The following is a 24,593-nucleotide window of genomic DNA, read 5'->3' as shown; positions in this document are numbered from 1 at the left end:
AGCGTCATCAACGACGTCGGGCCTTCCAACTCCAGCTTGCGTACTCCCTCTCCCGCTTGCGGGAGAGGGTTGGGGTGAGGGCCGGAGCATCAACAAAGTCCTGCAAAACAGCAAAGACAACGCGTCAAAAAAACGCCGGCCATCCCCGATGGCCGGCACCAAGCTCACAGCAGATGGAGAAATGCGGCCCCGCCGCGCATCGCCGCCGCCGGACAGCGCGAGCGCGGGGCCAGCCTCAATTTGCATCACCGCGATGGTGTCGTCTTCGTCCACCCGGACTCGTCCGTTCGGGGTATGCGGCGCGCCGGCGGGTGGCCCTAGTGTGTCCCTTCCCAATGACTTTGATGAAGGAGGAGACATGGCCAAGGCCGAGAATCTGGTGACGTCGATCCAGGTAGAAATCGAGGCGCCGGCAGCGCTGGTGTGGGAAGTGCTGACCGACTTTGCGCGCTACGGCGAATGGAACACGTTCTGTCCCGGCCTGGAGACCACCGGGCGGCTCGGCGACATGGTTCACATGCAGGTGCGCATTCCCGGCACCGACCAGGTGATCCCGGTCAACGAGTACCTGGTGGCGTGGGAACCGGAGCGGCTGCTGTCGTGGGAGCAGCGCCCCACCGACGACAACAAGGACGCCGCGCGGCGCGACCAGTACCTGGAAGCGATCGGCCCGGGACGCAGCCGCTACTTCACCACCGACCTGTTCCTGGGCCTGAATGCCGAGACCATCATGCGCGAGCACGGTGCCTGGGTGAAGCAGGGTTTCGACCAGGTGGCACGCGACGTCAAGGCGCGCGCGGAAGCGCTGCAGGCGCAGCGGCAGGCCAGCCGCAACTGAGCAAGCGGCGCGTCACCGGCCCGGAGCCCGGGCCGGCCGATACTTGCAGCGTTACTGCGGCGGGCGCTGGCTCAGCACCACCAGCGCCGCGGCGCCACGGCTGCGCACGCACGCGTCGTCGCAGTGCTCCAGTGTGGCGCCGGCGACGGGCAGCGTCGCCGCGGGCCGGTCGTCCCAACTGGCATCCACGGCCAGCCCCCAGGCCACGCCCATGGCGGCGCCAGCCCCCACCAGGCCTGCCGCCCAACGAAATCCGAGCCGCTTCATCGCTGTCTCCTCCGCTTGCCCTGCTTTGATCCGGGCTATTGAAAGCATCGTAGTCAGCGGCGCGCCGGAGCTCTTCGTCCGAGCAGACTAAGGGGTATCCCGCATCAGCGCGGGGCCGGAAGTGGCGTCGGATCGACAGGAAGCGCGCGCGCCGGACAGCGCCGGCCGGCCTTGATACAACCGGGCCAGCGCGGCAGCGCTGCCGGATAACCCGGCGGGCGCCAGATGCATCGCGTGCGCCCCCAGCAGGCCCCACAGGTGTGCGACCAGCAGGCCGGCCAGATCCGGGCTGGGCAACAGCATCGCGAAAGTGACCCGCAGCGATTCGACGCCGCGCAGCACGCGCTCGCGCAGCGGACACAGTTCGCAGGCTTCGCCGCACTTGTGCTGCAGCAGCGCGGCAATCAGGCTGACATGGCGCGCGAGTTCGTCGCCGTGCAGGAAGGCCTGCAACGCCTGCGCCAATGCGTCCGGGCCGGCGCCACCCTGCGCCAGCGGTGCGAGCCGCGCGGCGAAGTCGGCTTCGGCGCAGGACAGCAGCGCGCCCAGCAGCTCGGCGCGGGAACGGAAATGCCCGTAGACGGCGCCGCGCGTCATGCCGATGGCGCGCGCCACGTCGTCGATGGTGACGCAATGCAGGCCGCGATGGCGAATCAGCTGCTGCGCGCTGGCGAGGATGCGTGCGCGCGTGACGGCGGCATCCTCGCGGGTGTGACGGGCCATCGGCGCGGCGCGCTTACACGAAATGGACGTCGTCCGGGCCCCAGTGGGCGCGCATGCTGCGGATGCGGCCGTCGTCGCCGAAGCTCATGATGTCGGTCACGTCGATACGCGCCGGCCGCCCTTCCAGGCGCGCATGCACGGCGAAGGTCAGCGCGGCGGCGTTGCCGTGCGAGCCGCGCGGCGGTGCCACCACCTCCAGCTGCGCGCCCAGTGCAGTGGCCTGCTGGTAGAACGCCAGGATCGCCGGCTTGCCAACGATGGGCTGCGCGCCAACCGGGTCTTCCACGGTGGCGTCGTCGGCGTAGAGCGCGGCAACGCCCTGCGCGTCGCCGGCATTGAAGCGCTCGACATAGGCGAGCAGCGTCGCTTTCATCGCGGCGCTATCGGGGGACTGGGGCATGGGATTCTCCGGGTCGTGGGTGTCAGCGTGCGGTGTAGCCGCCGTCGATCACCAGCTCGGCGCCGGTGACGTAGCGTCCCGCGTCGGACACCAGGTACAGGATGCCTGCCGCGATGTCGCGCGGCTGGCCCACCTTGCCCGCGGGCGCAAGTCCGCCCAGGTAGTCGAACAGCCCCTCGCCCTGCCCCGAGGCCTGCGCCACGTGCTCCAGCATCGGCGTGCGGATAAAGCCGGGATGGATCGAATTGGCGCGGATGTTCTTGCCCGCGTACAGCAGCGCGTCGGTCTTGGCCATCATCCGCACCGCCGCCTTCGACGCGTGATACGGCGGCACGTCCGGCCCGCCGGCGATGCCGTACATCGACGACACGTTGACGATGGCGCCGCCGCCGGCGCGCTCCATGGGCGCAATGGCGTGCTTGGTGCACAGGAAGGTGCCGGTCACGTTCACCGCCATCACCTGCTGCCATTGCTCCAGCGCCAGTTCATGGGTGGGCGCATTGGGCCCTTCGATGCCGGCGTTGTTCACCAGGATGCCGAGGCTGCCGAAGCGCTCGGCGATCTCGGTGAATACGCGCGCCACCTCGTCTTCGCGGGTGACGTCGAGCTTCCAGAACGCGGCCTCGCCGCCGGCCGCGCAGATCGCTTCGGCGGTTGCCTTGCCGTCTGCTTCCAGCACGTCGAGCACGGCCACCCTGGCACCAGCGGCCGCGAGCATGCGCGCGGTCTCGGCGCCGATGCCGCGCGCGGCGCCGGTGATGGCCGCCACCTTGCCGCGCAGGCCGAACAGGTCATACGGGTATTCCATGATGTCTCCTTGGTATTTATCTTGTGGGCGCAGGCAATTATGCCGCGCCGGCCGGGGCGGTATCGGCCAGGAAGCCCAGGCATTCGCGGTTGAAATACGCCGCGTGCTCGACCATCACCCAATGCCCGCAGCGGTTGATCATGACAAAGCGCGCATCGGCACAGCCGCTCAGGAACTTCGCCGCGCCCGAGGCGGGATTGAACTGGTCCTCGGTGCCCCAGAAGCCCAGCACCGGACAGCGGATCTCGCCCAGGCGCGCAGTCAGGTTGGGCACCTTCATGGTGGCCAGCACCTCGCGCGGCTGCTCGCGGCATACCGCCATGCGCTCGTCGACCAGCGCGTCGGTGACCAGGCTGGCGTCGTGCACCAGCAATTGCAGCAGCTGGCGCATGGTGTCGGGGTTCATGTGGCCGCCGGTGAATAGCGACACCATGCGCTGGATGCCCGGCATCTCGAAATAGGTCTCGCGCTCCTCCACGCCGCCCGGCGCCATCATCACCAGGCGGCTGACATGCTCGGGATAATCCAGCGCGTACTGCAGCGCGATTGCGCCGCCCAGCGAATTGCCGACCAGCACGCAGCGCGGCAGTTCCAGCGCCAGCAGCTGCTCGCGCAGCGCGGCGACGAAGAAGTCCAGCGTGTACTCGACATCGTCCGGCTTGGACGACAGCCCGTAGCCCGGCAGGTCCACCACCACGGTGCGCAAGCCCGCCGCGGCAAACGCCGGCACGTTGTGGCGGAAGTTGCTGTGCCCGCTCGCGCCCGGCCCGCTGCCGTGGATAAACACCACCGGCTCGCCGGCGCCGGCATCCAGGCAGTGCAGGCGCAGCCCCTTGGCGGTGGTGATGAAGCGTCCCACCGGCAGGTTGGGGTGGAGCGAAGCTGGCGTGGAGGACGTGGACGAGGTGATCGGGGCGGTGTGCAGCGAGGTAGCGGACATGAGGGCGTCTCCCTTGGTTTGCCCAGCATCTTGCGCAGGGCCACCGCCCCGGGCATCGTTCATTCGGACTACGAGCCGCCGCGCCACTTCTCCTACGATGGGCGCTCCATGCAAAACGGGGCAAGCCCATGACAGGATTCGACTACACCGGCCAGACCGTGCTGGTCACAGGCGGCATGCGCGGCATCGGCCGCGCCATCAGCGAGGGCTTCCTGCGCGCCGGCGCGCACGTCTTCGTGTGCGGCCGCACCGCGCCCGCCGACGACAGCGAACTGCCGGCCGCAAACGGCCGCAGCGCCCGCTTCATTGCCGCGGACATCCGCGACCTGGAACAGGTCGACGCCATGCTGGCGCAGATTGCGCAGGCCAGCCCGACGCTGGACGTGGTGGTCCATAACGCCGGCGGCGCGCCGTTCGCGCTGGTCGCCGACGCCTCGCCGCGGCTGCTCGAGTCGGTGATCCGGCTCAACCTGGTGGCGCCGCTGCAGCTTGCCCAGCGCTGCAATGCGCGCATGCAGCAGCAGGCCGGCGGCGGCACCCAGCTGTTCGTCGGCAGCGTCAGCGCGCTGCGCCCGTCGCCCGGCACCGCGGCCTACGGCGCCGCCAAGGCCGGCATCCTCAACGCGGTGCGCACGCTCGCGGTGGAATGGGCGCCGCGCGTGCGGGTGGCCGCGGTCAGCCCGGGCATGGTGTTGACCGATACCTCGCAGCAGCAGCATTACGGCGACCCCGCTGCATTGCGCAGCATGGCGGCGACGGTGCCGCTGGGGCGGCTGGCGCTGCCGGACGACATCGCCGCCGCCTGCCTGTTCCTGGCGTCGCCGCAGGCCTCGTACGTGAGCGGTGCCAATCTCGTCATCGACGGCGGCGGCGAACGGCCGGCCTTTCTCGACGCCGCCTCGATTAATCGCACCTGAGTCGCACCTGAGTCGCACCTGAGCCGCACCTGAGCCGCTGCCCGTAGGGTAAGCGCCTAGTCCGTTCTGCCGATTTGTGCATGGCTCCCCCTCTCTACGCTTCTCGTCCAGGCGAGCGCCGATCGAAGTGCCAGGCAATGAACCAACACCGATTCCACGGGGAGACCACCATGCACCAACCACCACGCGGGCCACAGCAGCGCCGCAACCGGCTGCGGCCCATCGCCGCAGCAGCGGCCCTGACGGCGCTGGCCGCGCTGCTAGCGCAGCCCGTGCAAGCCGGCGACACCATCGACTTTGGCAACGACACCACGCTCGACTACAGCGTCACCGCGTCCTACGGCGCGGCGCTGCGCACCGGCCGCCAGAGCGACGCGCTGCTGAGCCCGGCCAATATCAATGGCGACGACGGCGACCGCAACTTCAAGCGCGGCGACATGACCGCGAACCGCGTCTCGCTGCTGGGCGAGGCGCACCTGAAGCGCGGCGAGTTCGGTGCGCTGCTGCGCGGCAGCGTGTTCTACGACTGGGCCTACAGCGGCACCAACTCCAACAACGCGCCCTTCACGGTCAACCACAGCGGGCCGTTCAACCAATTCACCGAGTCGGCGAAGGACTACCACGAGCACCGCGCACAGCTGCTCGACGCCTATGTCTACGGCGCCACGCCGATCGGCGGCACGCAGCTGAGCTTCAAGCTGGGCAACCAGGTGGTGGCGTGGGGCGAGAGCCTGTTTTTCGCCAACATCGCGGGGGCGCAAGGGCCCGCAGATGCCACCAAGGCCTTCGTGCCCGGCGCCGAGGTCAAGGACATCCTGCTGCCGGTGCCGCAGGCCTCGCTGCAGCTGCAGGTGACGCCGACGTTCAGCGTGATGGGCTATTACCAGTTCACCTACAAGCCGAACCAGATTTTTGCCCCGGGTAGCTATTTCAGCACCACCGACGTGGTCGGGCCTGGCGCCGAGTTCATCATCGGGCCTGGCTTCAACATCCCGCGCGGTCCGGATATCCGCCCGTCCGACTGGGGCCAATGGGGTGTCGGCGCCCGCTTCCGCGTGTTCGAGGACACCGAGATCGGGATCTACCAGTTGCGCTACCACGACAAGAACCCGAGCGTGGTCACCTCGCTGTTCCCCACGCTGCAGTACCAGCAGAAGTTCTACGGCGGCATCAACCTGACCGGCGCCAGCTTCTCGACGCAGCTGCTCGGCGCCAACGTCGCCGGTGAAGTCAGCTACAAGGACGGCATACCGATGCTGGTGGACGTGGCGGGGTCGCCCACCGCCTCGCGCGGCAAGGCGCTGCAGGGCAACCTGTCCGCGATCTATTCGGTGGGGCCGACCTTCCTGGCCGATTCGCAGGCGCTGCTGGGCGAAGTCTCGTACCTGCACGTGCTGGACGTGGACCCGGTGATGGGCTTCAGCAAGCTGTCGAACACGCGCAACTCGGCGGCGTTCCAGGTGGGCTGGTCGCTGACCTACAACAACGTGTTCGACGGCTGGGACGTCACCGTGCCGCTGACCTATGCGCAGCAGTTCAGCGGCAGGTCGGCGGTGGCGGGCGCGTTCGGCACGCTAATGGGCTATGGCGACAAGCGCGCCAGCGTCGGGCTGACCTTCAAGTACCTGAACAACCTGGAGCTCAACCTGACCTACGCCGCGTTCATCGGCGGCGCCAATATCGTCAACCGCCCGCTGGCCGATCGCGACTACGTCGCCTTCAACGCCAAGTACTCGTTCTGACCCCTCGTCCCGGTTCGCGCCGCCTGCATGGCCCGCGGACCGCCCTCTCTTCCGCCATGAATGCCGACCTGATCACCACGCTCAGCAACGAACTCCACCAGGCGCTGGTCACGCGCACGCCGGTGCCGCCGCTCAGCGGCCGCGGCCTGGCGCTGGATGTCAGCGCCGCCTATCGCATCCAGCAGGGCTTTGTCGCCCACCGGCTGGCGGCCGGCGACCGCGTCACCGGCAAGAAGATCGGCGTGACCAGCGCCGCCGTGCAGCAGATGCTGGACGTGCACCAGCCCGACTTCGGCATCCTGCTGCAGAGCATGCACTACGCCGCCGGCCAGCCTATCCCCGCCGCGTCGCTGATCCAGCCGCGCGCCGAGGGCGAGATCGCCTTCTTCCTGCGGCGCGACCTGCGCGGCCCGGGCGTGACGCGCGACGACGTGCTCGACGCCACCGAGGCGGTGGCGGCCTGCTTCGAGATCGTCGATTCGCGCATCCGCGACTGGCGCATCCGCATCGAGGACACCGTTGCCGACAACGCCTCGTGCGGCGTCTATGTGCTCGGCGACGAGCGCGTGAGCCCGCATGCGGTGGACCTGGCCGCGTGTGCGATGACGCTCAACAAGAACGGCGAATGCGCCGCCACCGGCCTGGGCAGCGCCGCGCTGGGCCATCCCGCCGACGCGGTGGCGTGGCTGGCCAACACCCTCGGCAGCTACGGCATTCCCCTGCTGGCCGGCGAGACCATTCTGTCGGGCTCGCTGGCGGCGCTGATTCCCGTGCAGGCGGGCGACCGCCTGTCCATGCATATCACCGGCATCGGCGGCTGCGCCGCCGTGTTCTCCTGATTGTCTGACCCTGCGATCCCAAACACCATGAACAAGATCCGATGCGCCCTGATCGGTCCCGGCAATATCGGCACCGACCTGCTCTACAAGCTGCGCCGCAGCGATATCCTGGAACCGGTCTGGATGGTCGGCGTGGAGCCGACCTCCGAAGGCCTGGCGCGTGCGCGCGAACTGGGGCTGAAGACCACCAGCGACGGCATCGACGGCCTGCTGCCGCACCTTGAGGCCGACGATATCCGCATCGCCTTCGATGCTACCTCTGCCTACGTCCACGCCGAGCACTCGGCCAAGCTGACCGCGCGCGGCGTGCGCGTGATCGACCTGACGCCGGCGGCGATCGGGCCGTTCTGCGTGCCGCCGGTCAATCTCGAGGCCCATATCGGCAGCAACGAGATGAACGTCAACATGGTCACCTGCGGCGGGCAGGCCACCATCCCGATGGTGTATGCGGTATCGCGCGTGCAGGCGGTGGCGTATGGCGAGATCGTGGCAACGGTGTCGTCGCGCTCGGTCGGTCCCGGCACGCGCCGCAATATCGACGAGTTCACCCGCACCACCGCGGGCGCGATCGAGGCCGTGGGCGGCGCGCGCCAGGGCAAGGCCATCATCGTGATCAACCCGGCCGAGCCGCCGCTGATCATGCGCGACACCATCCACTGCCTGACCGAAGACGCCCCGGATGTGGCCGCGATCACCGCGTCGGTGCACGACATGATCGCCGAGGTGCGCAAGTACGTGCCCGGCTACACGCTGAAGAACGGCCCGGTGTTCGACGGCAAGCGCGTCTCGATCTTCCTCGAGGTGGAAGGACTGGGCGACTACCTGCCCAAATACGCCGGCAACCTCGACATCATGACCGCCTCGGCCGCCCGCACCGCCGAATGCATCGCCGCCGCCATGCGCGCCGGCAGCCCTGAAACCGCCACTGCCTGAGGAGCCCGGCCATGGCCCAACGCATTACCCTGCACGACATGACCCTGCGCGACGGCATGCACCCGAAGCGCCACCAGATCTCGCTGGAGCAGATGAAAGGCATTGCCCGCGGCCTCGACGCCGCCGGCGTGCCGCTGATCGAAGTCACCCACGGCGATGGCCTGGGCGGCGCCTCGGTCAACTACGGCTTCCCCGCGCACAGCGACGAGGAATACCTGCGCGCGGTGCTGGGCGAGCTGAAGCAGGCACGCGTGTCGGCGCTGCTGCTGCCCGGCATCGGCACCGTCGACCACCTGCGCATGGCGCACGAGATCGGCGTGCAGACCATCCGCGTGGCCACGCACTGCACCGAGGCCGATGTCTCGGAACAGCATATCGGCATGGCGCGCAAGCTCGGCATGGATACCGTCGGCTTCCTGATGATGGCGCACATGGCGCCGGTGCAGACGCTGGTGCAGCAGGCGCTGCTGATGGAAAGCTACGGCGCCAACTGCCTGTATATCACCGATTCCGCCGGCCACATGCTGCCGCACGATGTCACCGAGAAGCTCACCGCGGTGCGGCAGGCGCTGCGCCCGGAGACCGAACTGGGCTTCCACGGCCATCACAACCTGGCCATGGGCGTGGCCAATTCGCTCGCCGCGATCGCCTGCGGCGCGACCCGCATCGATGCCGCCGCCGCGGGCCTGGGCGCCGGCGCCGGCAACACGCCGATGGAAGTGCTGGTGGCCGTGTGCGAGCGCATGGGCATCGGGACCGGCGTCGACGTGTTCCGCATTGCCGACGTGGCCGAGGACCTGGTGGTGCCGATCATGGACCACCCCATCCGCATCGACCGCGACGCGCTCACGCTGGGCTATGCCGGCGTGTATTCGTCGTTCCTGCTGTTTGCCAAGCGCGCCGAGGCCAAGTACCGCATCCCCGCGCGCGAGATCCTGGTGGAGCTGGGCCGGCAGCGGCTGGTGGGCGGCCAGGAAGACATGATCGAGGACACCGCGATCACGCTGGCGCGCGCGCGCGGCCTGCCGGTGGCGTAAGGACGCTTTCGATCCGCCCCGGCACGCCGGGCACTGCTTTCATCACCCACAAAGAAAGAGGAGACAGGTACCCATGCTCAGACTTCGTGCCCGCCCGCGGCTTGCCGGCTTCGCCTTTGCTGCCACGGCACTGGCCGTCGCGTCCAGCCCGGCCCACGCCCTCAATATCCTGCTGACCAATGACGACGGCTGCGCCGCGCCCGGCATCGCCGCGGTGCGCAAGGCCCTGCAGGACGCCGGCCACCGCGTGGTCACGGTCGGCCCCGCCACCAACCAGAGCGGCTCGGGCGCGGCCTATGCCGTGCCCGATGGCCGTACCCGGCTGGTGGTGGACCCGCTCGCCGGCAGCGCCGATACCTACTGCGTGCACCGGGTCAAGCCCACCTTTGTCGCGGGCAGCGCGCTCAACAGCACCAACCCGGACTATATCGGCAGCGGCTCGCCGGTGGACGCCACCGCCATCGGCCTGAAGATCGTCGCGCCGGAAAGCGGCATGACGCCGGACCTGGTGGTGTCGGGCGCCAACTTCGGCGAGAACCTGTCGGATTCGATCCCGCACTCGGGCACGGTGATGAACGTGCTGTTTGCCGCGCGCCGCGGCGTGCCCGCCATCGCGCTGAGCGTGGGGGTGGACTTCGCCGAGGCACGCTCCGGCTTCCCGGCCACCATCGCCGCGTTCCCAAAGGCCGGCGCCTTCCTGGCCCGCGTGGTCGCCACCCTGGAGGCCAGCCGCCCCGCCGGCCAGCCGCTGCTGCCCGTGGCCCACCCGCTCAGCATCAACTATCCGGTCGGCGGCACCCCCGCCGGCGTGCGCCTGACCGTGCCCGGCACCGTGGATTCCTTTACCACGGCCTACAAGCGCAATGCCGACAACACCGTCTCGATCGACGTGGGCGCGGCCGAGACCGAACCGGCCGCGCTGGCGAAGACGGCCGAGACGCCCGCCTTCCTGGCGAAGTACATCACCATCTCGCCGCTCGACGTCGACTTCCGCCCGACGCCGCTGGCGCGCGGCTTGTTCAACCGCTCGCGCCGCGAGCTGGCCAACCTGGCTCCGTGAGCACCGACACCATGGGCAAGCAACTTCGACACTGGCGCCACCTCGTGCTCGCATGCGGGGTCGCGGCCATCGCGGCATGCGGGGATGAGCCGGCGCAGGATGTGAGCGGCACCGCGGCCGTCGGCGCGGCACTGGCCGGCGCCAGCATTCAGGTGCGCGACTCGCAAGGGCAGGTGCGCCACGCCACGGCCGATGCCAGCGGCGCCTTCCGCCTGTCCGGCGTGCCGGACGGCGCGCTGATGGTGCGCTGCGAGGGGGGGCTCGCGCAGGATGAGCCGAACCGCCAGCGGCTGCACGGCCTGGTGCTGGGCGGGCGCACCGTGAACTGCACGCCGCTGACCGAGCTGGCGCTGTGGAAGCTGACGGGCGGCCCGCCGGCCCAGGCCTTCGACGGCTTCGGCACGGCAAGCGCCAAGGGCCTGTCGGCGCAAGCGCTGGTCGAAGCGGAAAGCGCCGTGCTGGCGGCGCTGGCCGCGGGGGCCGGGGTCGATGTCGACCCTGCCGCCGTCCCGCGGGGCTGGCATGACACCCCGCTGCAGGCCGGCAATGCCGGAGATGCCCACGATGCCGCGCTGGACGCGCTGCGCGAAGCCATCGCCGACCAGGCTTCGATGGACTTCATGGGCGAGATGGTGGTGCACGGGCTGTGCGTGGCCGACGGGAACTGCGGCTGATGCAGGGGATGCGGGACGCGTGAGAACCACCGTCCCGCAGCGCCGCGGCGGTGGTGCTTTCAGGGTTGCGCCGCGGGCAACATCTCGCATACCGGCAGCCGGAACATGAACTCGCTGCCGCCGCTGCGCCGGTTGCGCACTTCCAGCGTGCCGCCGTGCGCCTCGATGATGGAGCGGCAGATGGCGAGACCCATGCCCATGCCATCGTCCTTGGTGGTGAAGAACGGCTCGAACACCTGGCCCAGCACGTCGTCGGGAATGCCCGCGCCGTGGTCCTGCACGCTGACGACGACGGTGTCCTGCTCGCGGTACGAGGTCACGATCAGCTCGCGCTGCGCGGGCGGGGTCTGCGCCATGGCGTCGAGCGCGTTGGTGATCAGGTTCAGCACCACCTGCTGCAGCTGGACGCGATCGGCTTCGACCACGGCGGCTCCCGCCGCCAGCCGTGCGACGACCCGGACCTCGTGCGCGTCGAGGTCCAGGCGCGCCATCTCCAGTACTTCGCGCAGGACATCGTCGGGATGCAGCGGCGCCAGCACCGCCGGCACCTGCCTGGCCAGCGCGCGCAGCGCACGGATGATGTCGGCGGCGCGCAGCGCGTACTGCTTGATGTCGGTGAAGCCGTCGAGCGCCTCGGCCACCTCCGGCCTGGGCCGGTTCAGCCAGCGCAGGCTGGCGTCGACGGTGGCGACGATGGCGGTGAGCGGCTGGTTGACTTCATGCGCGATCGAGGCGGCCAGGCCGCCCATCACGGTCAGGTGCGAGGTGCGCGCCAGTGCCGAGCTGGCGCTGCGCAGCCGCCTCTCGGCGGCAACGCGGCGGTTGCTTTCGTCGATCAGCTGCTGGTACAGGCGCGCGGTCTCGAGCGAGATCGCCACCTGCGGCGCCAGCACCTCGAGCTCGGCGATCCGGGTCGCGTCGAACACCGCCGGCGCCAGGCTGTTTTCCAGGTAGAACACGCCGACCAGGCTGCCGCCGCGCAGCAGCGGCAGGCACAGCACCGAGCGCGGGCCACCGGCAATCGCGCCCCTGGTGCGGATCGACGGCGCATCGACCATGGCGTCGTCCAGCGCCAGCGTCTGCCGGGTACGCAGCACGCTGTCGAGCACCGCCAGCGGCAGGGCCTGCTCGCTCGGCACCGCGCTGCCGAGCGTCACCGCCACCTTGCCATCTGCCACGCGTGCCGAGGCCTCGATCATGGGCTGCCCGCCGCGCATCAGCAGCAGCAAGCCGTACTGCGCGCCGGCATGGAGCACCACATGGGTCATCAGCGTTTCGATCAGCCGGTCCATCACGATCTCGCTGGACAACGCCCTGGCCGCCTTCATGCCCAGCTCCCAGCGCTGCGCACTGAGCTTGCCGTCGGCGCCGCCGTGGTCGTGCCCCGCCACATCGCGTTGCGGATGGCGGGCCTCCAGCAGCATCGCCTTGTGGTCGGCGCCCCAACGGCGATAGCCGGCATGGGCCAGGCGCCAGTGCTGCATGGCCGCGGTCGGCAGGCCGCGCGCTTCGCCCAGCATGCCGGCCAGCTCGTGCGCGAGCGCCGCCTCATGAACGAATCCGGCTGCGGCGGCAGCCACCGCCGCCTGCTCGTAGCCGGCCAGCGCCTGCAGCGGATCGCCGCGCAGGCGCGCCAGCTCCGCATCGACCAGCGCCAGCTTGCCGCGGAAGGTCAGCGGGTTCAGCGCCGCCCAGCGGGCAAAGCAGTCGCGATGCGCTGCCAGCTCGGCCATGACATCGGCCATCACGTCGTCCGACGCAGCGCCGGTAGTCGCGTGCGACAGCGCAAGGGCCAGATACAGCCGGCAATCCGCGACGTTGATATGGGCCGGCGCCGACCAGATCAGCGCCTGCGCCTCGCGCAGGCTGCGCACGGCGTGCTGCCACTCCTGCCGGAACACCGCCGCCATGCCGTCGTAGAGCCAGATCCAGAACCGGGTCGGCAGCGAGTTGGCGCGCGCCAGCCGCTGCGCCGCGCTCATCTGGTGCGCGGCCTCGCCCTGCGGTGCGGCTTCGTCGCCGCTGCGCAGCCGGTGCAGGAAATGGTGCTGCGAATACAGGATCAGCTCGATATCCCGGTACTGCACCAGCCGCGTCAGCGCCAGCCCGCGGCCGATCTCCTCCTCCACCAGGCGCAGGTGCTCGCCCATGGCGAGCAGGTCGGACGCGATATGGTTGCAGGCATAGCAGGCCATGCCGATATCGCCCGAGGCGCGGCCCAGCGTGACCGCGCGCTGCGCATGCGCCAGCGCGTAAGACAGGGGCCGGGTCCAGGCGCTGACCTGGTCGACCGCCACCAGCGTGGCGATGCGCTCGGCCTCGTAGCCATGGCGGTCGGCCAGGTCCATCGCCGCCAGCCCGTAGGCCAGGCCGTCCTCGTATTCCTCGTACAGGCTGGCGATAAACACCCCGAACCACGACAGCCCATATGGCGATTGCGCGGTGGCGCCGTGTTCCAGCGTCAGCTCCACAATCTTGGCCACGTGCAGGAAGCTGATGCCATCGCGCACGAACAGCGACGAGATCAGCGTCGACAGCAGCCCCATGATGGTCTGGATGCGGCTGTCTTCGGTCGCGGGCAGCCGCCCCAGGCTGTCGATTGCGCGGCCCCCCAGCGCCTGCTTCACCGCGTCATAGGCCTCGCGCATGCGCGCCGGGCTGGGCCCGCGCTCCAGGTGGATATCGAGCAGCGCCAATCCCGACAGCGCGGCGTCGATCGCGCCCTCATAGTCGGAGCGCACGGTCTGCAGGCTGGCCTTGAGCCGATGCACGGCGGCCTTGTCCACCGGCGGCAGGTCGCGCGCGAGCAGCGCGTCGATCTCCTGCGAGGCCGGCTCCAGCCGTGCCTGCGCCAGCAGGCATTCGCAGTGCAGCACGCTGGCGGCGTAGGCCAGCGCGCAGTGCGTGGTCCACCATGACGGCTGCATCAGCGCGAACGCGGCGTCGGTGTAGCGCGTCGCCTGCGCCATCGCCGCGCTGCGCCGGGCGCGCCTGGCCGCGACCAGCAGCACCTGCACGAACGCCACGCGCTGCGGCTCCGGCAGCGGCTGGCCGGCGGCGCGCTCGATCTGGTTGCCGATCTCGAAGGCATGCGCGGCCAGCTCGCCCTGCCAGTGCTCGATCATGATGTCCGCGATGCGCGCATGCGCGGCGGCTCGCTCGCGTGGCGCGATCATGGCGTAGGCGGCTTCCAGCACGCGGTCATGCTGGAATGCGTAGCCGTCGCCGGTCCGTACCAGCAGGCCGGCATCGACGAAGGGGCGCAGCCGCTCGCCGAGCTGCGCCGCGCCGACTTGCGCCACGCACGCGAGCAGGCTTTGCTCGCAGCGTATGCCCACGCAGGCCAGCTGCCTGAGCAGCTCCGTACCCTCCTGCGGGAGCCGCGCGAAGCGGCGTGTCATCAGGTCGGTCACGCTGTCGGTGTAGCGATGCTGGGCGGCGTCGGCCTCGTCCCAGTGCCAGCCGGCGCGCTCGTTGCGGTAGGCCAGCACGCCGTCGTCGACCAGCGCGCGCAGCAACTGATACGAGAAGAAGGGATTGCCGCCGGTCTTCGCATGCACCAGCTGCGCCAGCGCTTCCACGCGCGGCGCCGGCTCGTTGAGGGCGGCCGCCACCAGTTCGGTCAGTTCCCATACGGCCAGCGGCCGCACGGCGATGCGCGTGACCGGCAGCGCGCCGGCGCGGCTGGCGTGCAGCAGCCACGAGAAGCGCTGCTCGACATCGTTGCCATGGTCGCGATAGGCGGCGATCAGCAGCAGGTTGCCCGGGCGCTGCGTGGTGATGGCTTCGAGCAGCGCAATGGTCGACGCATCGGCCCATTGCAGGTCATCGAGGCACAGCACCAGCGGCGCGCCCTGGTCGGCAAAGGTGGCGAAGGTGGCAAGAATGGCCTGCTGCGCGCGCGCCTGCGCCTGCCGGGCCGGCACCTCCGCCAGCGGCGCGGTGCGTCCCAGCACCTGCGCGGCCTCGGGCACCAGCACGGCAATGGCCCGGCCCTGCCCCGCGAGCGCGCGCAGCCAGCGTTCGCGCACCGGCGCCAGCGCGGCTTCCGGCTCGTCCAGCAGCGGCAGCGACAGCGCGCGGATCATCTGTGCGACCGGGGCGTACGGAATGTCCAGCTGCAACTGGTCGCTCTTGCCGCTGGCAAAGCGCATGCCGTGCTGCCCCGCCTGGCACGACAGCCACGCTGCCAGCGCCGACTTGCCGCTGCCGGCGGCGCCGGTGATCAGCACCAGCTCCGATTGGCCGCCGTGGCGCACGCGCGCCAGCGCGTCGGCAAGCTGCGCGGTTTCGCGCGCGCGGCCAAAGAGTTCGCCGGACACGTTCAGAGTCGAGGTCGGGCCGGCGGCATCGAGCCTGAACGGCGCGATCTCGCCGCGTTCGCGCCAGTCCGCCTGGCAGCGCAGCAGGTCGGCGAGCAGCGACATGGCGCCGGCATAGCGGTCAACCGGATCCTTGGCCAGCAGCCGGAGCACGATCGCGCCCAGCAACGGCGCGAGGCCGGGTGCGCGCACATGCGGCGGCACGGGCTCGACGGCAAGATGGGCGTGCTGCCACGCCGCGGGCGAATCGGCCGTGAACGGCAGCGTGCCGGTCAGCATCTGGTAGAAGGTGACGCCGAGCGAATACAGGTCGGAGCGGGCACTGGTGCGCGCCTGGTCGGCGCGGGCCACTTCGGGCGACTGGTATGCCCACGACGCGGGGCCGGGGCGCGGCACCACAGGCGGCATGGCGTCCAGCGCGGTGGCATGGTCGAAGCCGGTCAGGCGCACGCCGGCGCTGTCGTTGGCACTGTCGTTGGCGCTGCTGTCGTCGCTGTCATCAACGAGCAGGTTGTGCGGCCGGATATCGCCATGGAGCAGGCCGTGCGCATGCGCGCCCGCCAGCGCGCGCACGCTGCCGATGGCAAGCTCCAGGAAGCGTGCGACGGGAACCGGGGCGCCCCCCAGTGTCGCGGCGAGGGTCGATGCGGGCGCACCGCCATACACCACCACCATGCGATCCGCGCTGCGCAGCGTGGCGACTGGCACCGCGGCCCAGTCCGTCTGCAAGCGCGCGGCCAGCCGGGCTTCGTCCTGCAGTGGTCCGCTGTCGGCCAGCGGCGCTGCCCTGGCGAAGCAGCGCAACCCGGTGTCGGGGTCGGACAGTTGCAGGTAGCCGATGCCGTCCGAGACGTGCACCACGGTCTGCGCGGCCCGCGCCAGCCAGGCGTCGTCAAAGGCCGGTGCGGGGCGTCGCTGCGCGGGTATGCCAGGCGTCATGGGGGCGGGAATGATGGCAGGCTCGGCGCCACGGCGCACTCAGCCGCCGACCTTGCACAGGCCGAGCTGCTGCGCCATCAGCACCAGTTCGGCGAAGGTTCGCGCCTTCATCTTGCGCATGGCCTGGCCGCGGTGGATCTTCACCGTCACCTCGCTGATGCCGATCTGCGCGGCGATCTGCTTGTTGAGCAGTCCCGCCACCGCCAGGCCCATGACCTCGCCTTCACGCGGCGTCAACGACTGGTAGCTGGCGCGCAATGCGTCGAGCTGGCGCAGTCCCTGGCGCCGCAGCCGGTCTTTCTCCAGCGCGGCGGCGACCGCATCGAGCAGGTCCTGGTCACGGAACGGCTTGGGCATGAAGTCTTCGGCGCCAGCCTTCATGGCGGCGACCGTCATGGCGATGTCGCCGTAGCCGGTCATGAAGATGATGGGGATGTGGACACCCAGCTGCCCCAGCCGCGCCTGCAGGTCGAGCCCGCTCTGCCCGCGCAGCCTGACATCGAGCAGCAGGCAGCATGGCGTATCGGGCAAGGGCGTCGCCAGCAGTTCGGCGGCCGAGGCGAACAGCGCCACGTCCAGGCCGACCGAACGGAACAGGTTGCCCAGCGCCCGGCGCAGCGCGGCATCGTCGTCGACCACCAGCACCGTCGCGTCATCGTTCGCACTGGTGTCGGCTGGCTCCAGGCTCGGTGATGTCACGGTCAGATCTCCAGTGCGCTCGGAAAGGTGTTGCGGATTATAACCAGCGAGCATGTCATCGCAAGGATCGGCATCGGTTCACGGCAGTGATGCACCCGACACCCATACCATGGTGTTAGTCGCGGGCGCAGGCGGCGACGGCGCGTACGCCGCGCACGGTGCACCACGTCTGGGCATCGGCGCAGCCGCCGGGTAATACGAACATACGATTTGCGTTGGCGCCCACACCGACTAGTCTTCCCTGCGGCAGCGCTGCGGTCACGCGACCACGCCGCCCTGCTCCGCCCCTTCCCGCGTTACGGCCTTGCGTTGAAGCAAGGACCGCACCCGGGCTCAACCCTGTTCCCAAGGAACGACACCATGTCCAACCCGAAGCTCGAAGTCCTCACCCCGCAGAACAGCCAGCTGATCATCATCGACCACCAGCCGCAGATGGCCTTCGGCGTGCAGTCGATGGACCGGCAGGCCATGAAGAACAACGTGGTCGGTCTGGCCAAGGCGGCCAAGATCTTCAATATCCCGACGACCATCACCACCGTCGAGAGCGAGTCGTTCTCGGGCTTCACCTATCCGGAACTGCTGGACGTGTTCCCGGAGCAGAAGACCCTGGAGCGCACCTCGATGAACTCGTGGGACGACCAGAAAGTGCGCGACGCGCTCAAGGCGAACGGCCGCAACAAGGTCATCGTCGCCGGGCTGTGGACCGAGGTCTGCAACACCACCTTCGCGCTGTGTGCCATGCTGGAAGGCAACTACGAGATCTACATGGTGGCCGACGCTTCGGGCGGTACCAGCAAGGAAGCGCACGACTACGCCATGCAGCGCATGGTGCAGGCCGGCGCCGTGCCGGTGACGTGGCAGCAGGTGCTGCTGGAATGGCAGCGCGACTGGGCCCAGCGCGATACGTATGACGCCGTGATGAAGCTGGTCAAGGAGCACTCGGGCGCCTACGGCATGGGCGTCGACTATGCCTACACCATGGTCCACAAGGCCCCGCAACGCACCGCCACGCCGCACGAGTCGATCGCGCCGGTGCCGGCCCGCTAAGCCTGGCGATCCCGTCGCCTCCTGTTGTCCTCCTCCATCGCAAAGGTGAATCATGAGCTTCATTACTACCCAAGACGGTACCCGGATCTTCTATAAGGACTGGGGCTCGGGCCGCCCGGTCGTGTTCTCGCACGGCTGGCCGCTCAATGCCGACGCCTGGGACGCGCAACTGCTGTTCCTGGTGCAGCAGGGCTTTCGCGTGATCGCCCATGATCGCCGCGGCCATGGCCGCTCGGACCAGCCCGCGCGGGGCAACGACATGGACACCTATGCCGACGACCTGGCGGCGTTGCTGGATGCGCTGGACCTGCAGGAGGCGACGCTGGTGGGCCACTCCACCGGCGGCGGCGAGGTGGCGCACTACATCGGCCGCCATGGCACCAGACGCGTGTCCAGGGCGGTGCTGATCGGCGCGGTGCCGCCGGTGATGCTGAAGACCACGGCCTACCCCGACGGCCTGCCGATGGCGGTGTTCGACGGTATCCGCAAGGGCGTCGCCGATAACCGCTCGCAGTTCTACCGGGACCTGGCGGTGCCGTTCTTCGGCTTTAACCGCGACGGCGCCCAGGTCTCGCAGGGCACCATCGACGCGTTCTGGGCGCAGGGCATGGCCGGCGGCATCGTTGGCCAGTACGCCTGCATCCGGGAATTCTCGGAGGTGGACTACACCGAGGACCTGAAGAAGATCGACGTGCCGACGCTGATCCTGCATGGCGACGACGACCAGATCGTGCCCATCGGAAATTCGGCGCGGCTGTCGGCCGAGATCGTGAAGGACGCCACCCTGAAGATCTACCCGGGTGCTTCGCACGGCATGTGTGTGATCAACGCCGACCAGGTCAATGCCGACCTGCTGGCCTTCCTGAACGCCTGAGCTTATGTCAGTCACCCGCCGGCAATTCATCGCCTCCGCCGCCGCGCTCGGCGCGGCCGCCTCCTCGGAGATCTTCGCCATGTCACCAGGCACCCCCGACCTCATCCTCGTCAACGGCAAATTCGCCACGCTCGACAAGTCCAACCCGCAGGCCGATGCCGTGGCCGTGCGCGACGGACGCTTTGTCGGCGTCGGCACGCGCCAGGACATCATGAAGCTGGCCGGGGCGCAGACGAAGGTCATCGACCTGAATGGCCGGCGGGCCATTCCCGGGCTGATCGACAGCCACATGCATATCATCCGCGGCGGCCTGAACTACAACATGGAGCTGCGCTGGGACGGCGTGCGCTCGCTGGCCGATGCGATGCGGATGCTGAAGGACCAGGTGGCGCGCACCCCCGCGCCGCAATGGGTGCGCGTGGTGGGCGGCTTCACCGAGCACCAGTTCGCCGAGAAGCGCCTGCCCACCATCGAGGAACTGAACGCCGTGGCGCCCGATACGCCGGTGTTCATCCTGCACCTGTACGACCGTGCCATCCTGAACGGCGCCGCGCTGCGCGCGGTGGGCTACAACAAGGACACGCCCAATCCGCCGGGCGGCGAGATCGTGCGCGATGCGCGCGGCAACCCCACCGGCCTGCTGCTGGCCAAGCCCAACGCGACCATCCTGTACGCGACCCTGGCAAAGGGCCCGAAGCTGCCGCCGGAGTACCAGAAGAACTCGACCCGCCATTTCATGCGCGAGGTGAACCGGCTTGGCGTCACCGGCGTGATCGATGCGGGCGGCGGCTACCAGAACTACCCCGAGGACTACAGCATCATCGAGGAACTGCACAAGGAAGGCCAGCTGACGGTGCGGCTCGCCTACAACCTGTTTACGCAGAAGCCCAAGGAAGAGCTCAACGACTTCAAGTCCTGGAGCGCCCAGGTCAGGCCCGGCCAGGGCGACGACCTCTACCGCCACAACGGCGCCGGCGAGATGCTGGTCTACACCGCCGCCGACTTCGAGGATTTCCGCGTCGAGCGCCCCGAGATGGCGCCGTCGATGGAAGCCGACCTCGAGCCGGTGATCCGCCTGCTGGCGGAAAAGCGCTGGCCGTGGCGGATGCATGCCACCTATGACCAGACCATCTCGCGTGCGCTCGACGTCTACGAGAAGGTCGCCAAAGAGATCCCGTTCGATGGCCTGAACTGGTTCTTCGACCACGCCGAGACCATTTCCGACCGCAATATCGATCGCATTGCCGCGCTGGGCGGCGGCATCGCCGTGCAGCACCGCATGGCGTACCAGGGCGAGTATTTTGTCGAGCGTTACGGCGCGCGCGCGGCCGAAGCGACGCCGCCGGTGAAGAAGATGCTGGAGAAAGGCGTCAAGGTCGGCGCCGGCACCGACGCCACGCGCGTGGCCTCGTACAACCCGTGGGTGTCGCTGTACTGGCTGACCACCGGCAAGACCGTGGGCGGCATGCCGATGTACCCGCAGGCCAACCTGCTCGACCGCGAGACCGCGCTGCGGCTGTGGACCGAGGCCAATACCTGGTTCTCGTCCGAAGTGGGCAAGAAGGGCCAGATCAAGGTAGGCCAGCTCGCCGACCTGGCGGTGCTGTCGGCCGATTACTTCAGCGTGCCGGGCGACGAGATCCAGGACATCGCCTCGGTGCTGACCATCCTCGGCGGCAAGGTGGTCTATGGCGACGGCGACTTCGGCAAGCTTTCGCCGCAGATTCCGCCGGCGATGCCGGACTGGTCGCCGGTGCGGCATGTGGGCGGCTACCAGCCGCGGCCGCAGGCGCGCAAGCTGGCCATGAACACCGCGTGCGGATGCGCCAGCAGCTGTGGCGTGCACGGGCACGCGCATGCCAGGGCCTGGACCGCGAGCGTGCCGACCGCGGACGAAAGCACTTTCTGGGGCGCACTCGGCTGTTCTTGCTGGGCGTTCTGATCCCAGCCACTTTCCCAACGCCCCACCCGGAGACCGGCCATGCCTGAACCAACCACCACGCTGACGCCGGCTTGCTCCGGCGCAGCCACACTCCCTATGCCGCGCTGGCTGCACTGGCTCGCGCTGCTGCTGCTGTGCGCGGCCTACCTGCAGGGCGGCCTGGTCAAGCTGGCCGACTTCCGCGGCGCGATCGCGGAGATGCAGCACTTCGGCCTGGCGCCGGCGGTGCCGATGGCGATCGCAACCATCGTGCTGGAACTGGGCGCGTGCGCCATGATCCTGCTCGGCTGGCGCCGCTGGCTGGGAGCCCTGGCGCTGGCGGCGTTCACGCTGGCCGCGACCTTCGTCGCCAACCGCTTCTGGCAGGCGCCGCCCGACGCCAGGTTCATGATGGCCAATGCCTTCTTCGAGCACCTGGGACTGGTGGGCGGCTTCCTGCTGGTGGCCTGGCATGACCTGCGCGAACGCGCACGGCGCACGCAAGCGGCGCAAACCAAACGGTGACCTGCATGGCCGAACAAGCACTCCGCCCCGCGCCCGCGCCCGCCAATGGCGGCACCTTTGCCCCGCTGGCGCAGGCCACCTTCGCGGTATTGTGGGCCGCGACCATCCTCGGCAATATCGGCAGCTTCATGCGCGACGTGGCCAGCGCCTGGCTGGCCACCGACCTGTCCACCTCGCCCGCCGCGGTCGCCACGATCCAGGCCGCGGCCACGCTGCCGGTGTTCCTGCTGGCGATCCCGGCCGGCGTGCTGTCCGACATCCTTGACCGCCGGCGCTTCCTGATCGTGGTGCAGGTGGGGCTGGCCATGGTCAGCGGCACGCTGATGGTGCTGGCCTGGCGCCAGGCGCTGACGATCGAGATCCTGATCGGCATGGCCTTCCTCGGCGGCATCGGCGCGGCAATGATGGGCCCGACCTGGCAATCGATCGTGCCGGAACTGGTGCCGCAGCAAGAGCTCAAGCGCGCGGTCGCGCTCAACGCGCTCGGCGTCAACATCGCGCGCGCGATCGGCCCGGCCGCCGGCGGCCTGCTGCTGGCGGCGTTCGGCGCGGCCACCACCTATGGCGTGGACCTGGTCAGCTATGTCTTCGTGATCGCCGCGCTGCTGTGGTGGAAGCGCCCGCAGCGCCCCGCCGATCCGCTGCGCGAGCATTTTCTGGGCGCGTTCCGCGCCGGGCTGCGCTTTACCCGCGCGCACAGCAAGCTGCATGTCGTGCTGGCGCGCGCGGCCGTGCATTTCGCCTTCGGCAGCAGCATCTGGGCCTTGTTGCCGCTGGTGGCGAAGCAACTGCTGCAGGGCGGCGCCAGCCTCTATGGCGTGCTGCTGGGCGCGGTGGGCCTCGGTGCGATCCTCGGCGCGCTGGTGATGCCGCGGCTGCAGCGGCGCCTCGACGCCGACGGCATGGTGCTGCTGTCGGCCATCGTCACCGCGGTGGTGATGGCAGCGCTTTGCATCGCGCCGCCGGTGTGGGTGGCGCTGCCGCTGTTGCTGTTCCTCGGCGCCGCCTGGATCACCGCACTGACGACGCTGGGCGGCGTGGCGCAGGCGATCCTGCCCAACTGGGTGCGCGGCCGCGCGCTGGCGGTCTACCAGATGGTCTTCAACGGCGCGATGGCGGCGGGCAGCCTGGTGTGGGGCTTCGTGGCCCAGGCGCTGGGCATCTCCGGCGGGCTGCTGGTCGCCGCCGGCGGCCTGCTGGCCGCGGCGCTGCTGCTGCATCGGCTGCGCCTGCCGCGTGGCGAGGAAGACCTCGCACCGGCCCAGCACTGGCCGGAGCCGGAGGGCGCCGACGAGATCGCGCATGACCGCGGACCGGTGATGATCCTGATCGAATATTGCGTCCGCGCGGAAGACCGCGATGCCTTCCTGCGCGCGGTGCACAAGCTCTCGGAAGAACGGCTGCGCGACGGTGCCTTCAACTGGGGCGTGATGGAAGACCCGGCCGATCCGGAGCTGCTGACCGAATGGTTCCTGGTCGAGTCCTGGGCCGAGCACCTGCGCCAGCACCGCCGCGTGCCGCACGCCGATGCCGACCTGCAGCGCGAGATCACGCGCTTCCATGCGCGCGAGACGCCGCCGCGCGTGCGGCACCTGCTGGGGGTGGGGCTGCCGGCTGGGCCATCAGCGGGGCCAACAGCGCCGTCCGCACCGCACTGACCTGCCAACCTCACCGGGAATTCCCATGAAGCTCTACCTTGTCTCCCTGGCCGCCGGCATCCTGGTCGGCATCATTTACGCGCTGATGCAGGTCCGCTCACCCGCCCCGCCGGTGGTGGCGCTGGTCGGCCTGCTCGGCATGCTGATCGGCGAACAGGTGGTGCCGCCGATCAAGCGCATGCTGGCCGGCGAACCTGTGACCGCCGCGTGGTTCCATGCCGAGTGCATGCCCAAGATCACCGGCACGCCCGGTCCGACCCTGAACGCCGCCAGCAAGACGCCCGCCGACGATGCCACGCACTAACCCGGCCGTCCGCGCGCTGCTGGGGGCGTGCTGCGCACTGCTGTGCGCGCCTGCGCTGGCGGCGGGCAGCGTTACCGTCTACGGCCGCCTGAACACCTCGCTCGAGTACAGCGACGCCAGCCCCGCGACCGATGGCACCGCTCTCGGCGGAGTCGTGCGCCTGAACAACAACCGCTCGGTATTCGGCCTGCGCGGCGAAGAAGACCTGGGCGGCGCGCTCAAGGCCGTGTGGCAGATCGAAAGCGCACTGTCGCTCGATTCCGGCCAGGGCCAGATCGCCAGCCGCAATTCGCGCATCGGCCTGCAGGGCAGCCATGGCCTGCTGTTCCTGGGCCACTGGCACACGCCCTACACCGAAGCGACCATGGGCTACGACCCGTACTATCCGACCACCGCCGGCTATATGGCGCTGATCGGCAACGGCTCGGCCTCGAGCACCGACAATGTCGAGAACACCAGCTCGTTCGACCGGCGCCAGAAGAACATCGTGCAGTACCGCACGCCGCGCTGGGCCGGCGTCAGCCTGTGGCTGGGCTGGGGCTTGCCCGAGGAGAAGACCACCGTCGCGCGCAATCCCGCGCTGTACTCGGTGGCGGCAGTCTATGAGCGCGGCCCGCTCAACGCGACGCTGGCCTGGGAGCGCCACCAGCACTACCAGGCCGCCGGCCGCAACGACGACGCACTCAAGGCCGGCGTGGCATGGCAGCTGCTGCCTGGCACGCGCCTGGCCGCGGTGGTCGAACACCTGCACTACCGCACCGACACCGGCGACCTGCAGCGCAATGCGTACTACGCCTCGCTGGTGCAGCAGCTCGGCACCGGCAGCGTGCGCGTCGGCGTGGCCTATGCGGCCAACGGCACCGGTTCGTCGGCGGATACCATCGGCTTCTTTCGCAGCGGCGCGCAGACCCACGCCACGCAGTTCACGGTCGGCTACGACTATCCGCTGTCGCGGCGCACCGCGCTGTATGCCTACTACAGCCGCATCGATAATGCCGACAACGCGATCTACGACTTCGCCATCAACGACCTCGGCGTCCGCGCCGGCGCCGATCCGCAGACGTTTGCGCTGGGGCTGCGGCACACCTTCTAGTGCCGCCCACGCAGCAAGGGGCGTGCGTGACCC

22 protein-coding genes are annotated in these 24,593 nt (G+C 69.5%); 15 read left to right on the top strand and 7 right to left on the bottom strand.

Features of this window, described 5'->3' with window-relative positions:
• Positions 1-358: 358 nt before the first annotated feature.
• Entirely contained in the window at positions 359-838 is a 480-nt protein-coding gene (locus MKD50_RS15125; protein ID WP_111520079.1) for an SRPBCC domain-containing protein, read from the top strand.
• 51 nt (positions 839-889) lie between these two features.
• Here the strand turns inward: MKD50_RS15125 and MKD50_RS15120 are convergent, their stop codons facing one another.
• The 5 genes from MKD50_RS15120 to MKD50_RS15100 all read right to left on the bottom strand — a co-directional run bounded on the left by MKD50_RS15120 (position 890) and on the right by MKD50_RS15100 (position 3,976).
• Complete coding sequence (locus MKD50_RS15120; protein WP_252667504.1) at positions 890-1,105, bottom strand: hypothetical protein; 216 nt, start codon at positions 1,103-1,105, stop codon at positions 890-892.
• 87 nt (positions 1,106-1,192) lie between these two features.
• Complete coding sequence (locus tag MKD50_RS15115) at positions 1,193-1,828, bottom strand: TetR/AcrR family transcriptional regulator (RefSeq protein WP_252667503.1); 636 nt, start codon at positions 1,826-1,828, stop codon at positions 1,193-1,195.
• 13 nt (positions 1,829-1,841) lie between these two features.
• On the bottom strand, positions 1,842-2,228 hold the full coding sequence (locus MKD50_RS15110) for a nuclear transport factor 2 family protein (RefSeq protein ID WP_252667502.1): 387 nt from the start codon (positions 2,226-2,228) through the stop codon (positions 1,842-1,844).
• Positions 2,229-2,250: 22 nt separating this feature from the next.
• Positions 2,251-3,036 (bottom strand): SDR family NAD(P)-dependent oxidoreductase, encoded by a 786-nt coding sequence (locus tag MKD50_RS15105; protein ID WP_252667501.1) that lies wholly within the window; start codon positions 3,034-3,036, stop codon positions 2,251-2,253.
• A gap of 37 nt (positions 3,037-3,073) precedes the next feature.
• Positions 3,074-3,976, bottom strand: a complete 903-nt coding sequence (locus tag MKD50_RS15100) for an alpha/beta fold hydrolase (protein WP_115699733.1) — start codon at positions 3,974-3,976, stop codon at positions 3,074-3,076.
• Between the two features lie 128 nt (positions 3,977-4,104).
• Between MKD50_RS15100 and MKD50_RS15095 the strand changes: the two genes are divergently transcribed.
• The 7 genes from MKD50_RS15095 to MKD50_RS15065 all read left to right on the top strand — a co-directional run bounded on the left by MKD50_RS15095 (position 4,105) and on the right by MKD50_RS15065 (position 11,178).
• Entirely contained in the window at positions 4,105-4,893 is a 789-nt protein-coding gene (locus MKD50_RS15095) for an SDR family oxidoreductase (protein ID WP_252667500.1), read from the top strand.
• Positions 4,894-5,063: 170 nt separating this feature from the next.
• Positions 5,064-6,635, top strand: a complete 1,572-nt coding sequence (locus MKD50_RS15090; protein WP_240071670.1) for a DUF1302 domain-containing protein — start codon at positions 5,064-5,066, stop codon at positions 6,633-6,635.
• A 56-nt stretch (positions 6,636-6,691) separates the two neighbouring features.
• Positions 6,692-7,474 carry a 2-oxopent-4-enoate hydratase gene (dmpE, locus tag MKD50_RS15085; RefSeq protein WP_252667499.1) on the top strand — a complete coding sequence of 261 codons (783 nt, stop codon included), beginning with the start codon at positions 6,692-6,694 and terminating at the stop codon, positions 7,472-7,474.
• Between the two features lie 27 nt (positions 7,475-7,501).
• Positions 7,502-8,407 (top strand): acetaldehyde dehydrogenase (acetylating), encoded by a 906-nt coding sequence (locus tag MKD50_RS15080; RefSeq protein WP_252667497.1) that lies wholly within the window; start codon positions 7,502-7,504, stop codon positions 8,405-8,407.
• A gap of 11 nt (positions 8,408-8,418) precedes the next feature.
• Positions 8,419-9,444 carry a 4-hydroxy-2-oxovalerate aldolase gene (gene dmpG / locus MKD50_RS15075; RefSeq protein WP_115699729.1) on the top strand — a complete coding sequence of 342 codons (1,026 nt, stop codon included), beginning with the start codon at positions 8,419-8,421 and terminating at the stop codon, positions 9,442-9,444.
• Positions 9,445-9,517: 73 nt separating this feature from the next.
• Entirely contained in the window at positions 9,518-10,504 is a 987-nt protein-coding gene (surE, locus tag MKD50_RS15070; protein ID WP_252667495.1) for a 5'/3'-nucleotidase SurE, read from the top strand.
• Positions 10,501-11,178 carry a hypothetical protein gene (locus MKD50_RS15065; RefSeq protein ID WP_252667494.1) on the top strand — a complete coding sequence of 226 codons (678 nt, stop codon included), beginning with the start codon at positions 10,501-10,503 and terminating at the stop codon, positions 11,176-11,178. Before surE ends, MKD50_RS15065 begins: the two co-directional genes overlap by 4 nt.
• 59 nt (positions 11,179-11,237) lie before the next feature.
• On the opposite strand, the gene MKD50_RS15060 is transcribed toward MKD50_RS15065, so the two are convergent.
• Positions 11,238-16,439: a trifunctional serine/threonine-protein kinase/ATP-binding protein/sensor histidine kinase gene (locus tag MKD50_RS15060; RefSeq protein ID WP_252667493.1), complete on the bottom strand. Its 5,202-nt coding sequence runs from the start codon at positions 16,437-16,439 to the stop codon at positions 11,238-11,240.
• Positions 16,440-16,478: 39 nt separating this feature from the next.
• Positions 16,479-17,138, bottom strand: a complete 660-nt coding sequence (locus tag MKD50_RS15055) for a response regulator transcription factor (protein ID WP_115681749.1) — start codon at positions 17,136-17,138, stop codon at positions 16,479-16,481.
• A gap of 360 nt (positions 17,139-17,498) precedes the next feature.
• On the opposite strand from MKD50_RS15055, the gene MKD50_RS15050 reads away from it, so the two are divergent.
• The 7 genes from MKD50_RS15050 (at position 17,499) to MKD50_RS15020 (ending at position 24,560) form a co-directional block, all read left to right on the top strand.
• Positions 17,499-18,185: a hydrolase gene (locus MKD50_RS15050; protein WP_115699726.1), complete on the top strand. Its 687-nt coding sequence runs from the start codon at positions 17,499-17,501 to the stop codon at positions 18,183-18,185.
• Between the two features lie 52 nt (positions 18,186-18,237).
• Complete coding sequence (locus MKD50_RS15045) at positions 18,238-19,059, top strand: alpha/beta fold hydrolase (RefSeq protein ID WP_252667492.1); 822 nt, start codon at positions 18,238-18,240, stop codon at positions 19,057-19,059.
• A gap of 79 nt (positions 19,060-19,138) precedes the next feature.
• Positions 19,139-21,001 carry an amidohydrolase gene (locus tag MKD50_RS15040; protein WP_240071664.1) on the top strand — a complete coding sequence of 621 codons (1,863 nt, stop codon included), beginning with the start codon at positions 19,139-19,141 and terminating at the stop codon, positions 20,999-21,001.
• Positions 21,002-21,040: 39 nt separating this feature from the next.
• Positions 21,041-21,505: a DoxX family protein gene (locus MKD50_RS15035; protein ID WP_252667491.1), complete on the top strand. Its 465-nt coding sequence runs from the start codon at positions 21,041-21,043 to the stop codon at positions 21,503-21,505.
• Positions 21,506-21,510: 5 nt separating this feature from the next.
• On the top strand, positions 21,511-23,163 hold the full coding sequence (locus MKD50_RS15030) for an MFS transporter (RefSeq protein ID WP_252667490.1): 1,653 nt from the start codon (positions 21,511-21,513) through the stop codon (positions 23,161-23,163).
• Positions 23,164-23,188: 25 nt separating this feature from the next.
• Positions 23,189-23,467 carry a XapX domain-containing protein gene (locus MKD50_RS15025; RefSeq protein WP_115699722.1) on the top strand — a complete coding sequence of 93 codons (279 nt, stop codon included), beginning with the start codon at positions 23,189-23,191 and terminating at the stop codon, positions 23,465-23,467.
• Positions 23,454-24,560, top strand: a complete 1,107-nt coding sequence (locus MKD50_RS15020) for a porin (RefSeq protein ID WP_115699721.1) — start codon at positions 23,454-23,456, stop codon at positions 24,558-24,560. The genes MKD50_RS15025 and MKD50_RS15020 overlap by 14 nt, the downstream gene beginning before the upstream one ends.
• The last annotated feature ends 33 nt before the right edge of the window (positions 24,561-24,593 follow it).

The organism is Cupriavidus mimosae, from assembly GCF_023952485.1.
Lineage (GTDB): Bacteria > Pseudomonadota > Gammaproteobacteria > Burkholderiales > Burkholderiaceae > Cupriavidus > Cupriavidus taiwanensis_C.
The sequence above is the reverse complement of the archived record's forward strand: the minus strand, read 5'-3'. Positions and strand labels throughout refer to the sequence as shown.

What these genes read in the sequence shown, in the direction of transcription:
- MKD50_RS15035 (WP_252667491.1), top strand. Translation starts at nt 21,041, where the DNA reads ATGCCTGAACCAACCACCACGCTGACGCCGGCTTGCTCCGGCGCAGCC.
- dmpE (WP_252667499.1), top strand. Translation starts at nt 6,692, where the DNA reads ATGAATGCCGACCTGATCACCACGCTCAGCAACGAACTCCACCAGGCG.
- MKD50_RS15105 (WP_252667501.1), bottom strand. Translation starts at nt 3,036, where the DNA reads ATGGAATACCCGTATGACCTGTTCGGCCTGCGCGGCAAGGTGGCGGCC.
- MKD50_RS15090 (WP_240071670.1), top strand. Translation starts at nt 5,064, where the DNA reads ATGCACCAACCACCACGCGGGCCACAGCAGCGCCGCAACCGGCTGCGG.
- surE (WP_252667495.1), top strand. Translation starts at nt 9,518, where the DNA reads ATGCTCAGACTTCGTGCCCGCCCGCGGCTTGCCGGCTTCGCCTTTGCT.
- dmpG (WP_115699729.1), top strand. Translation starts at nt 8,419, where the DNA reads ATGGCCCAACGCATTACCCTGCACGACATGACCCTGCGCGACGGCATG.
- MKD50_RS15125 (WP_111520079.1), top strand. Translation starts at nt 359, where the DNA reads ATGGCCAAGGCCGAGAATCTGGTGACGTCGATCCAGGTAGAAATCGAG.
- MKD50_RS15095 (WP_252667500.1), top strand. Translation starts at nt 4,105, where the DNA reads ATGACAGGATTCGACTACACCGGCCAGACCGTGCTGGTCACAGGCGGC.
- MKD50_RS15115 (WP_252667503.1), bottom strand. Translation starts at nt 1,828, where the DNA reads ATGGCCCGTCACACCCGCGAGGATGCCGCCGTCACGCGCGCACGCATC.
- MKD50_RS15040 (WP_240071664.1), top strand. Translation starts at nt 19,139, where the DNA reads ATGTCACCAGGCACCCCCGACCTCATCCTCGTCAACGGCAAATTCGCC.
- MKD50_RS15045 (WP_252667492.1), top strand. Translation starts at nt 18,238, where the DNA reads ATGAGCTTCATTACTACCCAAGACGGTACCCGGATCTTCTATAAGGAC.
- MKD50_RS15020 (WP_115699721.1), top strand. Translation starts at nt 23,454, where the DNA reads ATGCCACGCACTAACCCGGCCGTCCGCGCGCTGCTGGGGGCGTGCTGC.
- MKD50_RS15030 (WP_252667490.1), top strand. Translation starts at nt 21,511, where the DNA reads ATGGCCGAACAAGCACTCCGCCCCGCGCCCGCGCCCGCCAATGGCGGC.
- MKD50_RS15060 (WP_252667493.1), bottom strand. Translation starts at nt 16,439, where the DNA reads ATGACGCCTGGCATACCCGCGCAGCGACGCCCCGCACCGGCCTTTGAC.
- MKD50_RS15025 (WP_115699722.1), top strand. Translation starts at nt 23,189, where the DNA reads ATGAAGCTCTACCTTGTCTCCCTGGCCGCCGGCATCCTGGTCGGCATC.
- MKD50_RS15100 (WP_115699733.1), bottom strand. Translation starts at nt 3,976, where the DNA reads ATGTCCGCTACCTCGCTGCACACCGCCCCGATCACCTCGTCCACGTCC.
- MKD50_RS15120 (WP_252667504.1), bottom strand. Translation starts at nt 1,105, where the DNA reads ATGAAGCGGCTCGGATTTCGTTGGGCGGCAGGCCTGGTGGGGGCTGGC.
- MKD50_RS15080 (WP_252667497.1), top strand. Translation starts at nt 7,502, where the DNA reads ATGAACAAGATCCGATGCGCCCTGATCGGTCCCGGCAATATCGGCACC.
- MKD50_RS15050 (WP_115699726.1), top strand. Translation starts at nt 17,499, where the DNA reads ATGTCCAACCCGAAGCTCGAAGTCCTCACCCCGCAGAACAGCCAGCTG.
- MKD50_RS15110 (WP_252667502.1), bottom strand. Translation starts at nt 2,228, where the DNA reads ATGCCCCAGTCCCCCGATAGCGCCGCGATGAAAGCGACGCTGCTCGCC.